The organism is Echinicola strongylocentroti (assembly GCF_003260975.1).
In the GTDB taxonomy this organism is placed as follows: Bacteria; Bacteroidota; Bacteroidia; order Cytophagales; family Cyclobacteriaceae; genus Echinicola; species Echinicola strongylocentroti.
Genome location: NZ_CP030041.1, coordinates 4,141,473 through 4,155,194 on the forward strand (window position 1 = coordinate 4,141,473; position 13,722 = coordinate 4,155,194).

Consider the following 13,722-nt stretch of genomic DNA (forward strand, 5'->3'; position numbering starts at 1 on the left):
ATTAGATGAAAAAGGAAAATAGATTCAGTAAGATCATTAATATCAAAAACCGTAAAGCAAGTTTTGAATACGAGTTTATAGATAAGTATGTGGCGGGCATTTCCCTTAAAGGAACGGAGATCAAGTCTATTCGCGAAGGGAAAGTGTCCCTGAAAGAGGCCTATTGTTATTTCAAAAGGGGAGAGTTGTTTATCAAACAAATGCACATTTCGCCCTATACCCAAGCGGCCCACTTTAACCATGACGCTGTCCGTGAGCGTAAACTGTTGTTAAATCGAAGAGAGCTTGATAAATTGGAAAGTAAATTGACCGAAAAAGGTCTTGCAGTGATCCCTGTTCGTATATTTATCAATGACAGGGGATTGGCAAAAGTGGAGATAGCCCTTGGAAAAGGTAAAAAGCTCCATGATAAACGTCAGGATATAAAAAAGAAAGATGCAAAACGAGAACTTAACCGAATGGCCTATTGAACATCAGTATGGAGTTTGCAGGATGAGCCTGGTGAGCGTTTACTTGGCGCCAGGACCGGGAGCAGGCCTGCTGACACAGTTGCTTTTTGGAGAAACTTACGAGGTGCTTGGGATCACAAGCGATGAGAAATGGCTTAAGATCAACACTGCCAAGGGGGTGACCTCTGGCTGGATGTTGAGGGCCCAGCACCATAGTATTAGTGAGGACGATTTTTATTATTATAACCACGAGGATTATCAGGTGGTTATTTCTCCCATTTCTACGGTAAAGTACAAGGGGGAACTGATCCATATATTGGCAGGAAGCCATGTTCATATTGGCTCAAGCGAGTTGTTTGACATGGGGGGAGTGATGGAGTTTACAGGTGCTTCCAGGCATGTCAAGGAGAAAGCTTCCCGGGATGAGCTGGTATCTCTGGCCAAGCTATTTATTCATGTGCCCTTTCTGTCTGGCGGAAGGGGCTTTTTTGGTATTGGGGCCGGGAGTTTTATTCAGTTGGCCTACAAAATGGCAGGATATAAGGCACCGAGGTACATTTCGAAGTTAGTGGAAACAGGGAAAAATGTGGAGCCAAGAAAAATTCAACTTGGAGATATCGTAATATTTGGAAATAACAAAGATATTCCCCATCATGCAGGAATATATGTGGGTGAAAGTCAGGTGATTCATGTGTGGGGGCTGGTGAGAATAGATAATATAAAGCTCGATGGCTCCATAATGGTAAGAAACAATTCGCCTTTATATAGGGTTTTGGATATCAGGAGTTTATTATAACAATGGAAAAAAAGGTACTTGTGCTCAACCTGGACCATACGCCCATCGCCGTGGTCAATGTGCAAAAAGCGATGATTCTCACGCTCTTGGAGAAAGTGAGTGTGCTAGCTGATTACCCTTTGCTCAGCATTCGCACGATTGACAGGGAGTTCAAGTATCCTGCTGTTGTCCGCTTGGATGAGTACAAGAATGTCCCGTACCGTGGGGTTTTACTTACTAGGAGCAATCTCTTCAAAAGGGATGATAACGAATGCCAGTATTGCGGATCCCCCAAGCACCTAACGGTGGACCATGTCATTCCACGTTCCAAAGGCGGTAAAAGCAGCTGGACCAATCTGATTACCGCATGCCACCGTTGTAATGTCCAAAAAGGGGATAAAACCCCGGAAGAAGTAGGGATGTTGATGCGAAAAAAGCCCTTTAAGCCTACTTTGGCGTATTTTTTAGCAGAATACGCAGAAAGAAATGCTGAGGAGTGGGGTCCCTTCCTTAGCTCCAAGGCGGTGGAAGCAGGATGATTTTTGATTTTAAAAGCCCCATTAGGATGAGGCTCGTAGCCAAGCCTACAAGCCTCATAGTATTATTAGGGCAATAACATTGGATTTTTACTTAATTTACGTTTTGTTTCAGAAAATAGAATAGCCGAAAATTAAGGAAAAGGAACTGTAGGCAGAATTGGTGTTAAGTTCAAATAAAAGTCCCTTGTTCATGAGATATCTCGTTTCTACAGTTATTCTGTTGTTGTATTTATACCCTATTCCGCCAGCAAAACTGATGGTCGATAATTCATAATTGTACTTTTCAATTATACTGCCGTCTTGCCGTGTAGATGTGATGGAGGAATCAAAACCTAGATCCATTACCAAGGCTGCATTGATGTAAAATTTGGACTTTTCGTTGAGAAATAAATAGTAGCGAACACCTGCAGGGATTTCAATCGATTTATAATCGACCTCTCTAGTTAGTACGCCTCCTGAAATGATCGAGCTTTCTTCGGTTGTTAGGTTGTTTAATTGGCGGTATGTCGGCTCTATGAAGAGTGACCACTTTCTTTTATTACCGGGCAATATGTATTCGAGCTCTAGACCGAGTGCCATGGAGAGATGGTTTTTAATACTAAAGCCCCTGATTGCAGAAACACTTTCTGTCTTAAGATTGGCCATATTTATACGAGGCCGTATGCTTAGTTGAAAATCACCGGCATGCCGGCTTTCTTGGTAAATATTCTTTAAATCATTGTTCCAGTTGTTATAATCCACAAAGTAATTCACCAAGTCTTTGTTTTTATACTCAATACGTTGGAGCTTGTCCGGAGTGATTTTAGCGTACTTTAGATCGCTCCATAGTTGTTGCCTAAACCTACTGTTCTTGCCGATTTTGTTTTCGTTGTTTCCAGTTGAGTTGGGGTTGTCAATCCTAAATTTTTTGTAGATAAGTTGCCTTATGGAATCATTCTCGACACTGTAGAAATACCTTCTGATATTGCTGTCTTGGTAATACATCAGGTTTGCCTTCCCTTCCACCAATAATTCTAAAAATAATCGTTCCCTTTTGAATAAAGGTGCGCGAGAGTGGCTAAGGGATGTTACGTTATCACTAGAGCGGTCTATGTTAACGGTACTCCTTATGTACCGTCCTTTATTATAAATATAGAACTCCTTTGTAGAATCAATTGAGATTGTTTTGATTCCGCTTTGGTGGCTTCGTTTAAAATCAAATCTGTCAGGGGTATTCGTCCAGTCTTCATTTTTGATCAATCCTTCAACTTTCTGGCCCGCTTCGTTTATGTAATAGCCTTCTTCGTAACTGATTTGCGCATACGTTTCTATGGCAAAAAAAATAAGAATGGGAATGAACAGTAGTTTCTTCATAATAAGTGATAATAAAAAGTAAAAATTGATTAAGATGGAAATTAACGCGAAAAACTTATGATAAACAAGGTGTAAAAAACCAGTTTTACTGCTTTTGTGCCCTAATTATCTTATCTGATCCCCGGTAGCGCCCATGGCAAACGCGTTTAGTATATTGAAGGGAAACAATTTTCGTGTAGGTTAGGTATCATCCGTGCCGCTGGCTCTTGAACCTGGTTTATGCATTAGGAATCGTAGTCGCTTGTCCCCGCTGATGTCGGGAGGAGCTGAACGTGCAAGAAAATCAGTTAGTTTGGAGGTGTTAGCGTCAGCGACGGCGGATGATTCCCCTGTCTAGCTGCTAGATAGCGCCGAAAACTAAAACGAGGCGGATGATTTTAATACAATTTCAGGTCACAAACCTAAAGGCCGTGGCAAAGATAGACTAATGCATTTTCCCGGAGATTGCTCCGGTATATTGGTTGATTTTCCTTGGAAATTTTTATATTGTTTTTTTAACCAAAACCCAGACAGCCAGTGACAATCCTCTTTGTGCTCCTAAGCATTTTATTACTTGTATTACTTATCGTATGGGCCAAGCTCAATCCCTTTTTGGCATTTTTGATTACTTCTATTGTGGCAGGGTTGCTTTTGGGGATCCCGCCGGAGCAAGTGGCCGTGTCGGTGCAGCAGGGAATGGGAAGCCTCTTGGGGGATTTGGTGATTATCATAACGATGGGCGCCATGCTCGGCAAGCTAGTCGCCGAAAGTGGTGCTGCGCAGCGGATAGCGGACTTTCTGATGCGGGTCTTTGGTAAGAAATATATCCACTGGGCCATGATGGTGACTGGCTTGGTAGTGGGGATTCCGTTGTTTTATAATGTGGGATTTGTGTTGTTGGTGCCGTTGGTGTTTACCGTGGCACATCAATATAAACTCTCGGCGGTATATGTTGGGATTCCATTGTTGGCGGCACTATCGGTGACACATGGGTTTCTTCCTCCTCATCCTTCGCCCGCGGCACTCGTCGCTCAGTTTGATGCCAATATGGGAATGACGCTGCTGTATGGTATGGTGATAGCGATCCCTACTATTTTGGTAGCAGGGCCATGGTTTGCGAGGTTTCTGAAAGACATTCCTGCCAGCCCTCTGAAGAGTTTCCGTGCCAGTAGCAAGCCCGAAGAGGAATTGCCGGGTACTTTGAATAGCTTTTTGTCTGCCTTGCTGCCCGTAGTGTTGTTGGTAGGGACCACGGTGATGCTGATGCAGACGGAGGAGGGAAGTGTGTTTTACGGTTATATTGCATTTATGGCAGACCCGGGGATGGTGATGCTGTTTTCCTTGCTGGTAGCGACATTTACACTGGGGCTGCATCAAGGGATGAAGATGAAGCATTTGATGGATATTTATGTGGATTCGGTGAAAGATGTGGCCATGATCATTCTTATAGTGGCAGGTGCTGGGGCCCTGAAGCAGGTGCTGATGGACAGTGGGGTGAGCCAGGTGATTGCGGATGGTTTGGAAGGATGGAATGTCCACCCACTGGTATTGGCCTGGACGATCACTGCCGTGATCAGGGTTTGTGTGGGATCAGCGACTGTGGCTGGCCTGACCACTGCTGGGATCATTGGTCCGTTGATTCAAGATACGGGAGTAGATCCCAATTTGGTGGTTTTGGCCATTGGAGCAGGGAGCTTGATGTTTTCCCACTTTAACGACGCTGGGTTCTGGATGTACAAGGAGTTTTTCAATGTCAGCATAAAAGACACCATCAAATCATGGTCTGTCATGGAAACGATCGTGGCCGTGGTAGGACTAGCGGGAGTGATGGTGCTGGATGGCCTGATAGGCTAGGACGCTCCCATGTAGGAAGGTTGTGGAGTTGCAAGGTTTAAATGTTGAATAGATTTTAGAGATGGTAAGGTGGACGTGTCAGGAAATCGAAGTAGGGTGTTTTCTGCTGGTCTGAGGACAGTCGACTGTAGGCCATTACTCCATAATCCAATAGCAAATAACTCATTAACTATTAACAGATATGTCAGCAGAAGAAAATTTCAAGAAATTGGGACTTAACCTACCTCCGGCTCCAGCGCCAAAAGGAGTGTACCGGCCATGTCTTATCGATGGTAAATATTTATACCTTTCGGGACACGGTACAGTGCAAGATGATGGTAGCTTGATCATGGGGAGAATAGGGGAAGCGCTTGACGAAGAAGAAGGCAAGATGGCAGCCAGGCAGGTCGGATTGGCGATGCTGTCTACGATCAAAGCGAATTTGGGTAGCTTGAACAAGGTCAAAAGGGTCATTAAAGTCTTGGGTATGGTCAATTGTGTGTCGGATTTTGAGCAACACCCTTATATCATCAATGGCTGTAGTGAGCTTTTTGCAGAAGTGTGGGGAGAGGAAAATGGGGTCGGCGTGCGCAGTGCCGTCGGTTTTGGTTCATTGCCCGACAATATCCCCGTAGAGGTAGAGGCAATGTTTGAATTGCATTAGACAATTAAAGAGAAAGAAATGGATTGGTATGAGATAAAGGATGTGGAGACCATTGATTCACCAACGCTTGTTGTATATCCAAAGCGTGTGAAATCAAATATTGGAAAACTAAAATCCATGGTAAAAGAAGTGTCCCAGCTGCAGCCGCACATCAAGACGTTCAAATGTATCGAAGTGGTGAAAATGCTGATGGACGCCGGGATTGATAAATTCAAATGTGCAACCATTGCTGAAGCCGAAATACTAGGCATGGCCGGGGCCAAAGAAGTGCTGATCGCCTATCCAATGGTGGGGCCAAAAGTCGACAGGATGATTAAGTTGATGTTGGTTTATCAGGACACGGAGTTCTCCTGTTTAGTGGATTGCCCAGAGCAGGCCCGGCACCTTTCGGCACAAACCTACCAAGCAGACGTTTACCTCAGGGTATTTGTCGACTTGAATGTGGGAACTGACCGTACAGGGGTAAGGCCTTTGGCAGAAGCCATGGAGTTATATGATTATTGCAAGGCCACCAGCCACTTGATCACCATGGGGCTGCACATCTATGATGGCCATATCAGGCATAGGGAGTTGGGAGCAAGAAAAGAAGCCTGCGATGCTGCTTTCACGCCAGTGGAGGAATTGGCCAAGGCTGTGCGGGAAAAGTACCCCGTTAAATTGAAGATTATTGCTGGTGGCTCACCCACTTTCCCGATTCATGCCCTCCGAAAAGGAGTGACCTGTAGTCCTGGGACATTCGCTTACTGGGACAAGGGGTATCAAGAGGGACTGCCAGAACAATCATTCGATTTTGCTGCAGTATTGGTTTGCCGGGTGATTTCCCGTCCGGGGCCTCGGCTTATCTGTTTGGATTTGGGGTATAAGTCGGTGGCTTCCGAAGGGCCACTGGAGAAACGTGTTTGGTTTCCTGCTCACCCTTCTTGGGTTCCAGTAAGCCATAGCGAAGAGCATTTGGTACTGAAGGTACCTGAAGGGGAGGAGCCGACTATAGGAGAGGTGGTCTATGGAATTCCCTATCATATTTGTCCCACAGTGGCCATGTATGATCGTGTGCTGACCGTGGAAAACCATCAAATCAGCGGATGTTGGGATACTGTAGCCAGGAAGAGGAAAATTAATATTTAGTATTGAGATAGGAGTAGTGATACTTGAGACATGAGCCATGAGATTGGAGAAAAATCCGTTAGGTGGGATTGTGGACTCCATTATACTGTCGACTTCATAAACAGGGTTAAACCTTAGCGCCTTTTTACTTGTGGACATGATAGTAAAATGAATAAAAAACGATGAAAGCCTTAGCTACAATTATAATATTGCATGTTTGCCCAGTTTTGTTGTTTGGTCAAAATTATCAAAAAATTGTCTTTAATGAAGATATTGAAGGCGGGTATTATTTGGCGGTTCCGCCAAGGTCGGAAAAGCCTATTGGTGTGCTGCTCTTAATGCCGGGGTTTGGACAGACGGCTGAAAGTGTTTTTCCAGAAACCAAAATTCATAATGTAGCTTACCTTCATGATGTTTTGACTATTGTCGTAGCCGGAGGCAGAAAACTTTATGCGGATACTGATGTGGTCAAAAGGCTGAATGAAGTAATTGATCATGTATTAAAGAAATACCCTGTGGACAAAGAGGGGTTTGTGATTGGCGGGTTCTCTGCTGGAGGAACCATTGGTCTTCGTTATGCCGAATACTGTTTTGAAAAGCCTGGGGGATTCCCCATTCAGCCAAAAGGTGTCTTCAGTATTGATTCCCCCGTTGATTTGTTTGGTATTTGGAATTATTTCCAACGGGAAATCAAGAAGAATTATTCAGATGTAGGAGTAGGAGAAGCAAAGTTCGTGACTGAAATAATGGAAAGTGAAATTGGTAACCCGGACGAAAATGCAGATAATTATAATAGGTTGACTCCCTTTAATATGGAGCTTGAAAATTATGGGAACGAGAAATTTCTTAAAGATATGAGCGTAAGGGTATATCATGACCTGGATGTGGTTTGGCAATTAGAGAACAGGAGAAGAAGTTTGTTTGACTCGAATGCCTTTGCTTCTTCCGAGATGATTAATAGGCTTTTGTTAATGGGCAACGAAAGAGCAGCATTTATTCCTTCAAAAAGCCCAGGATACAGGAGCTCAGGCACCAGACATCCCCATTCTTGGTCGATTGTGGATGAAGTGGGATTTATTCAATGGGTAAAGTCCCTTTTGACCAATGCTGATATGGAATAATGATCTGTCTGTGATCGGTATGCGAGCCATGTTAAGGTGACCAAAACCAATATCCATTATACAACAACCTTTTAACAATTAAAACCTTTAAAACCCAAGAAAATGTTTACAATTGATGCCCATTTGGACCTCAGTATGAACGCCCTGGAGTGGAATAGGGACCTGAGACTGTCTGTATCCGAGATCAATTCCCGTGAAGCCAAGCTGACCGATAAGCCTGACCGAGGTAAGGCTACAGTTTCATTACCAGCTCTTCGGGAAGGGGGGGTAGGGTTGGTAGTGGCCACGCAGATAGCCCGGTATGTAGCGCCAGACAATCCCCTTCCTGGGTGGCGTTCTCCTGAGCAGGCTTGGGCCCAGACACAGGGGCAATTGGCTTGGTACAGGGCGATGGAAGATGCCGGCGAGATGGTACAAATTACCGACTTGGATAGCTTGGAGAAGCACTTGGATGATTGGAATTGGGGTGGGGATAAGTTGCCCGTCGGTTATATACTTTCCTTAGAAGGGGCGGATTCTATTGTGGACCTGAGTTATTTGGAAAAGGCCTGTGCCTATGGGCTGAGGGCTTTGGGGCCAGCGCATTATGGCCCCGGGAGATATGCTCAGGGGACGGATGCCACGGGGGGTATGGGGCAGAAAGGCCAAGACCTGCTAAAGGAAATGGAACGACTGAACATCATTCTGGACGCTACGCACTTGTGCGATGACAGCTTTTGGGAAGCCATGGAGCACTTTAATGGCCCGGTGTGGGCAAGTCATAATAATTGTCGTGCGCTGGTGGACCATAACCGTCAGTTTAGCGATGATCAACTTAAAGAGCTGATCGCCCGAGATGCGGTGATAGGAGGAGCGCTGGATGCATGGATGATGGTGCCTGACTGGGTAAGGGGTAAGTCCACGCCTGAAGGTACTGGCTGCAACTTGGAGATAATGATCGATCACCTGGACCATATTTGTCAATTGGCAGGAAATGCAGATCATATCGGTATTGGGTCGGATCTGGATGGGGCTTTTGGCAAGGAGCAATGTCCACATGATCTTGAAACCATCGCAGACCTGAGCAATGTCCCAGATCTATTGCGCAAGCGAGGGTATAAGGAAAAGGACATAGAAAAAGTCATGCATGGCAATTGGTTGAGGTTTTTGCGGAATGCTTGGGGGTAGTGTTGGGGAGATTTTAGAGCCAAGTACCACTTGGACAGTGGTGTGATGATTGATCCTGAAAAGGAGTGATTTTGCTATTTACGGGGTACAGAGTGGTGCTTAAACCCGGAATATGCATTAGCCTATCTGTTGCGACCTGAAACTGCTTCAAAATCAGCCGTTTCACTTTAGTTTTCGGCATAACCGTAGCAGTGCTACGCTAATGCCTCCAAACTAACTGATTTTCTTGCAATTTCAGCTCTCACTACGATTCCTAATGCATAATCCGGGTTAAATTTAGGAGGAGGCTAAAGCGGTTTTGGCTGGATAAGATAGTCTGGTCTTTTAACGATTGTTGATATTTTTATGGTTAATGAGCTGACAGTCAGTGGTTGCCCAAGACTTAATTTTTTTATCGAAATTGTTTTAAGTCGTAAAAAATCAGTACTTTTGCAGTCCGTTCAGGAGGACGGTTTCCAGTGATCATGTTGATAGCTGGAGATATCTATAACTAAAAACCTCAGCCTGAAGACACTAGGGCTGTTGAAAGTCAGTGTCAATTTACTAATATGTCTAATAACGAAGATTTTAACTGGGACAAGTTCGAAACCAAAGGTTTTGGTGAAGGCTACACTTCTGCAGAGAGAGCAGAGATGGAAAAGCTGTACGACGAGACTTTGACCGAAATCAGCGAAAAGGAAGTTATCAAAGGTACTGTAGTAGGTGTCAATGATAAGGATGTTATCATCAATATCGGATTCAAGTCTGATGGTCTAGTGCCAAGAACTGAGTTCCGTGACCTTCCTGACTTGAAAATCGGTGATGAAGTAGAACTTTTCATTGAAGAGCAAGAGAATTCATTGGGTCAATTGGTTCTTTCTAGAAAGAAAGCCAAGATGGTACGTGCATGGCAGGACATCGAAGATGCGCTTGAATTTGACAATGTGATCGAAGGTCTTGTAAAGAGAAGGACAAAAGGTGGTCTTATCGTGGATATCTACGGTGTGGAAGCCTTCTTGCCAGGTTCTCAGATTGACGTGAAGCCTATCAGGGACTTTGATGTCTATGTAGGTAAGAAAATGGAAGTGAAAGTGGTTAAGATCAACCACGCTAACGATAACGTAGTAGTTTCTCACAAAGTACTGATCGAAAAAGATCTGGAGAAGCAAAAAGCAGAGATCCTCAACAACCTGGAAAAAGGTCAGGTATTGGAAGGTGTGATCAAGAACATGACCAACTTCGGTGTATTCATCGACCTTGGTGGTGTGGATGGTCTACTTCACATTACGGACATTTCTTGGGGACGTATCAACCATCCAGAAGAAGTGCTTAATCTTGACGACAAAGTTCAGATTGTGGTACTTGACTTTGATGATGACAAGAAACGTATCTCTTTGGGTATGAAGCAGCTTACTGCTCATCCTTGGGACTCTCTTTCTGCTGAGCTTGAAGTTGGCTCTAAAGTAAAAGGTAGAATCGTAAACGTAGCAGATTACGGTGCATTCCTTGAGCTTGCTCCAGGTGTAGAAGGACTTATCCACGTATCTGAAATGTCTTGGTCTCAGCACTTGAGAAACCCTGCTGACTTTGTGAAAGTAGGAGACGAAATCGAAGCTGTAGTACTTACCTTGGACAAAGAAGATCGTAAGATGTCTCTTGGTATCAAACAACTTACTGAAGATCCATGGACTAAGCAGGACATGGTAACGAAGTATGCCGTTGGTACTAAACACAAAGGTGTCGTTAGAAACTTGACCAACTTCGGCCTGTTCCTAGAACTGGAAGAAGGTATCGACGGTCTAGTTCACGTATCTGATCTTTCTTGGACCAAGAAAATCAAGCACCCGTCTGAATACGTAAAAGTAAATGACGAGCTTGAAGTGATTGTTCTTGAACTTGATGTGGACAACAGAAGATTGGCCCTAGGCCATAAGCAACTTGAAGAGAATCCTTGGGATACTTTTGAAGGTGTGTTCCCTGTAGGGTCTACCCACAAGTGTACTGTAGTGTCTAAAAACGACAAAGGTGCTGTCCTTGAGCTTCCTTACGGACTTGAAGGATTCGCTACCATCAAGAACCTTGACAAAGAAGACGGTTCACAAGTAGAAGTAGGTGACGCGGTTGATTTCGTGGTAACTGAATTCTCTAAAGATGATAAGCGAATTGTACTTTCTCACACAGCTACTTTCAGAGAGGATGCGATGCCTTCTAAGCAACCAGCTAAGAAGACTACTTCCGCACCTAAGAAGAAGCCAGCAGGTGGAGATGCGCAAGAAAAATCTACCCTAGGTGATTTGGATGCACTTTCTGCATTGAAAGAGAAAATGGAAGGTGGAGACAAGAAATAATTCTTAGTCCATCCACTTAATGAAAATAGAAAAGCATCCGCCACGGCGGATGCTTTTTTTGCTTCTATTTGATTTGTTTTATCTTTAGGGAAATTCATCGCACATATGGTTAAGGTCTGTTTTCTCATTACCACATTTTTATCATTCTACAGTTTCTTTGTAAGGGCGCAATTATCCATTCAGCCTCAACCAATAGATGCGGAAGTAGATCTGGCCAATTCCAGTCCCATCTTAAAAGGTGCATCAGTACTTGGTAATGAAGGGTATTTTGTTTGGGGAGGCAGTGTCACCAAGGGAGAAGATGGGAGGTACCACATGTTTTATTCCCGGTGGCCCTCTGGTCAGGAAAATGATAAATTCACAGATGGTTGGCTGACGAGTTCTGAGATTGCGTATGCTGTCTCCAAGTATCCTGATAAGGGATTTCAATTTGTAAAAGTGGTCATCAAAGGTAAAGGGAAAGAAGGAAATCCTGAAGCATGGGACGGGCAGTCGGTGCATAACCCTCACATCCAGCACTTGGATGGGAAATACTATCTCTATCATACCGGAACCAAGTACCCCGGAGAGCAAGCACCCGGAAGCGCCGGGGAACACCTCAGCCCAAGAGACCTCATTCAGCAAAGTCAACAAATCGGTTTAGTTACCTTTGATAGCATAGAGGAAATGCTAAAGGGCAATGTGAAACGGTCCGATGAACCGTTATTAAGCCCTAGGACACGTGTCAAAGATAAGGATGTGCTGAATCCATCCCCCAAGGGAACTGCCACAGTCCCAGATAATTTGATTGTGGTCAATCCCGCGGTGGTACAGCGAAGGTCAGATGGCAAGTACCTGCTTTTTTTTAAAGGCAATATCTACGTCCCTAGCTGGAGAGGAGTCCATGGAGTAGCGGTTGGAGTTAATCCCTCAGGGCCTTTTGTGGCCAAAGATAAATTTGTTTTTGACGTCAGGGACGAAGACGGTAAACTGGTTTCGGCCGAGGATCCTTATGTGTGGTACCACGAGGGAAGTAAAAAATATTACGCCGTTTTTAAGGATTTTACTGGGAAGATTACTGGCGGAGAACCTGGGTTGGCCATTATGTACTCCGTAAATGGTGAACGATGGGAGAAAACTGAAAATGCCATGTTCATGCCGCTTGAGCTTACCCTTAAAAATGGACAAAAGGTACCAGTAAATCGCTTGGAAAGACCGCAGTTCCTAATTGGCGAAGATGGTCTTCCCAAAGTGCTTTATGCCGCCTGCTCCTTAAGCCCACTTGGAGACAAAAGAGATGGAAGTACCTTTAATGTCCAAGTGCCATTAAAAAGCACTTTCAAGCCGGAATAGATGGCTAATGCATATTCTGGGTTCATGTAGTGCGACAAGGCCTTAAAAAGGTGACGTAAACAGCTATCTTATGAGGGCAGCCCATTCCATGGATTAAAAGCCTCTAGGCTGATTTTCAGGTTGAGGCGACTTCTGAGGCATGACGGGGCCAGTACCTCTTTTGTTTTTATTCATTCGGGATTTTTAATTCGAGGCCAAACTCCTTGTTAAGTTTTTTGATGAAATAGGCCGAGAGCAAGGGTGATTCCTTTTCGGTATTTTGATGGACGAAGAAATAGAGTTTTTTCAGGCCTTGTTTTCTCCACTGTATGATTCGTTCTAGCCAATCGTCCAGTCTCGAATAGTCACTGTCAGCATTGGCGCCTACATACCGGATAAAGGCTGCGTCACTGGTCAGCCGCATGTGGAGCATGTCTCTCCTTCCAGCAGTATCGACTATGATGTTGGTACGGTCGTTTTCGACGAGTAGTTTACAGTAGTTGTCCATCTCTTCGTCGGCAAACCATTCTTCATTGCGTAGCTCAAGAGCGAGAGGGATCTCTGGAGGGAATGCGGTGACAAATTTCTCCACGCGGTCAAAATCCTTCGGTTTGAAGTTATTGTGCATCTGAAGAAAGGCCATGCCCAGCCGGTCTTCAAAATTGGCAATGGCATCGCCAAAAGCCATTACGGGCTCTTGTACATTGATCAGGCGCTTGAAGTGACTGACGGAGTTGGGGATTTTCGGAAAGAATTTAAATCCTTCAGGAGTTTTGTTCGCCCAGGTCTTTACCTGCTCTATGCTGGGAGAGCTGTAGAAGGTCGCATTAAGCTCGATGGAGTTAAACTGTGTCGAGTAATACGTGAGTTCGTCTTTGGTGCCTCTTGGATAAAAACCCTTTAGGTCTGACCTGTTCCATTTGGCACAGCCTACATATACCTCAAATGGATCATCAGACTTGTGTTTTTGGAGAATGGTACTGGTCGCTGGGTGGTCAGGCGGTAAGGTGAAATCTACTGATGACGGATCTTCTACGCTTCCAAATTTCATGGCTCAATGATTAAAGTTGGGATAAAAATATAAGTTAGCTAATTATGTG

Annotated in this window: 12 protein-coding genes; 10 read left to right on the plus strand and 2 right to left on the minus strand. The window is 44.5% G+C overall.

The features are described 5' to 3' along the window. Positions 1–5 precede the first annotated feature (5 nt). The 3 genes from smpB to DN752_RS16090 are packed head-to-tail and all read left to right on the plus strand — an operon-like array spanning position 6 to position 1,763. Positions 6–470 (plus strand): SsrA-binding protein SmpB, encoded by a 465-nt coding sequence (gene smpB / locus DN752_RS16080; RefSeq protein WP_112784895.1) that lies wholly within the window; start codon positions 6–8, stop codon positions 468–470. Further along, positions 436–1,245 (plus strand): C40 family peptidase, encoded by an 810-nt coding sequence (locus tag DN752_RS16085; RefSeq protein ID WP_112784896.1) that lies wholly within the window; start codon positions 436–438, stop codon positions 1,243–1,245. The genes smpB and DN752_RS16085 overlap by 35 nt, the downstream gene beginning before the upstream one ends. Positions 1,246–1,247: 2 nt before the next feature. Continuing rightward, entirely contained in the window at positions 1,248–1,763 is a 516-nt protein-coding gene (locus DN752_RS16090) for an HNH endonuclease (RefSeq protein WP_112784897.1), read from the plus strand. A gap of 108 nt (positions 1,764–1,871) precedes the next feature. Here DN752_RS16090 and DN752_RS16095 read toward each other — a convergent pair whose 3' ends face one another. Further along, positions 1,872–3,116, minus strand: a complete 1,245-nt coding sequence (locus DN752_RS16095; protein WP_112784898.1) for a tRNA modification GTPase — start codon at positions 3,114–3,116, stop codon at positions 1,872–1,874. 516 nt (positions 3,117–3,632) lie between these two features. Between DN752_RS16095 and DN752_RS16100 the strand changes: the two genes are divergently transcribed. The 7 genes from DN752_RS16100 to DN752_RS16130 all read left to right on the plus strand — a co-directional run bounded on the left by DN752_RS16100 (position 3,633) and on the right by DN752_RS16130 (position 12,643). Next, positions 3,633–4,949: a gluconate:H+ symporter gene (locus tag DN752_RS16100; protein ID WP_112784899.1), complete on the plus strand. Its 1,317-nt coding sequence runs from the start codon at positions 3,633–3,635 to the stop codon at positions 4,947–4,949. Between the two features lie 181 nt (positions 4,950–5,130). Next, positions 5,131–5,592, plus strand: a complete 462-nt coding sequence (locus DN752_RS16105; protein ID WP_112784900.1) for a RidA family protein — start codon at positions 5,131–5,133, stop codon at positions 5,590–5,592. Positions 5,593–5,610: 18 nt separating this feature from the next. Continuing rightward, positions 5,611–6,717 (plus strand): D-TA family PLP-dependent enzyme, encoded by a 1,107-nt coding sequence (locus tag DN752_RS16110; RefSeq protein WP_112784901.1) that lies wholly within the window; start codon positions 5,611–5,613, stop codon positions 6,715–6,717. A gap of 161 nt (positions 6,718–6,878) precedes the next feature. Beyond that, the gene (locus DN752_RS16115) at positions 6,879–7,817 is read left to right on the plus strand and encodes a hypothetical protein (RefSeq protein ID WP_162633232.1); all 939 of its coding nucleotides are present in this window, start codon (positions 6,879–6,881) and stop codon (positions 7,815–7,817) included. A gap of 102 nt (positions 7,818–7,919) precedes the next feature. Beyond that, positions 7,920–8,984: a dipeptidase gene (locus tag DN752_RS16120; protein ID WP_112784903.1), complete on the plus strand. Its 1,065-nt coding sequence runs from the start codon at positions 7,920–7,922 to the stop codon at positions 8,982–8,984. 548 nt (positions 8,985–9,532) lie between these two features. After that, entirely contained in the window at positions 9,533–11,311 is a 1,779-nt protein-coding gene (gene rpsA, locus DN752_RS16125; protein WP_112784904.1) for a 30S ribosomal protein S1, read from the plus strand. A gap of 105 nt (positions 11,312–11,416) precedes the next feature. Continuing rightward, on the plus strand, positions 11,417–12,643 hold the full coding sequence (locus DN752_RS16130) for a glycoside hydrolase family protein (RefSeq protein WP_112784905.1): 1,227 nt from the start codon (positions 11,417–11,419) through the stop codon (positions 12,641–12,643). 166 nt (positions 12,644–12,809) lie between these two features. Here DN752_RS16130 and DN752_RS16135 read toward each other — a convergent pair whose 3' ends face one another. Then, a complete protein-coding gene (locus DN752_RS16135) occupies positions 12,810–13,673 on the minus strand; it encodes a DUF72 domain-containing protein (RefSeq protein WP_112784906.1) in 864 nt (287 codons plus the stop codon). Positions 13,674–13,722 lie beyond the last annotated feature (49 nt).

Bases quoted from the DNA above. Each gene is read 5' to 3' on its own strand.
- smpB (WP_112784895.1), top strand. From the start codon at position 6: ATGAAAAAGGAAAATAGATTCAGTAAGATCATTAATATCAAAAACCGT.
- DN752_RS16085 (WP_112784896.1), top strand. From the start codon at position 436: ATGCAAAACGAGAACTTAACCGAATGGCCTATTGAACATCAGTATGGA.
- DN752_RS16090 (WP_112784897.1), top strand. From the start codon at position 1,248: ATGGAAAAAAAGGTACTTGTGCTCAACCTGGACCATACGCCCATCGCC.
- DN752_RS16095 (WP_112784898.1), bottom strand. From the start codon at position 3,116: ATGAAGAAACTACTGTTCATTCCCATTCTTATTTTTTTTGCCATAGAA.
- DN752_RS16105 (WP_112784900.1), top strand. From the start codon at position 5,131: ATGTCAGCAGAAGAAAATTTCAAGAAATTGGGACTTAACCTACCTCCG.
- DN752_RS16110 (WP_112784901.1), top strand. From the start codon at position 5,611: ATGGATTGGTATGAGATAAAGGATGTGGAGACCATTGATTCACCAACG.
- DN752_RS16115 (WP_162633232.1), top strand. From the start codon at position 6,879: ATGAAAGCCTTAGCTACAATTATAATATTGCATGTTTGCCCAGTTTTG.
- DN752_RS16120 (WP_112784903.1), top strand. From the start codon at position 7,920: ATGTTTACAATTGATGCCCATTTGGACCTCAGTATGAACGCCCTGGAG.
- rpsA (WP_112784904.1), top strand. From the start codon at position 9,533: ATGTCTAATAACGAAGATTTTAACTGGGACAAGTTCGAAACCAAAGGT.
- DN752_RS16130 (WP_112784905.1), top strand. From the start codon at position 11,417: ATGGTTAAGGTCTGTTTTCTCATTACCACATTTTTATCATTCTACAGT.
- DN752_RS16135 (WP_112784906.1), bottom strand. From the start codon at position 13,673: ATGAAATTTGGAAGCGTAGAAGATCCGTCATCAGTAGATTTCACCTTA.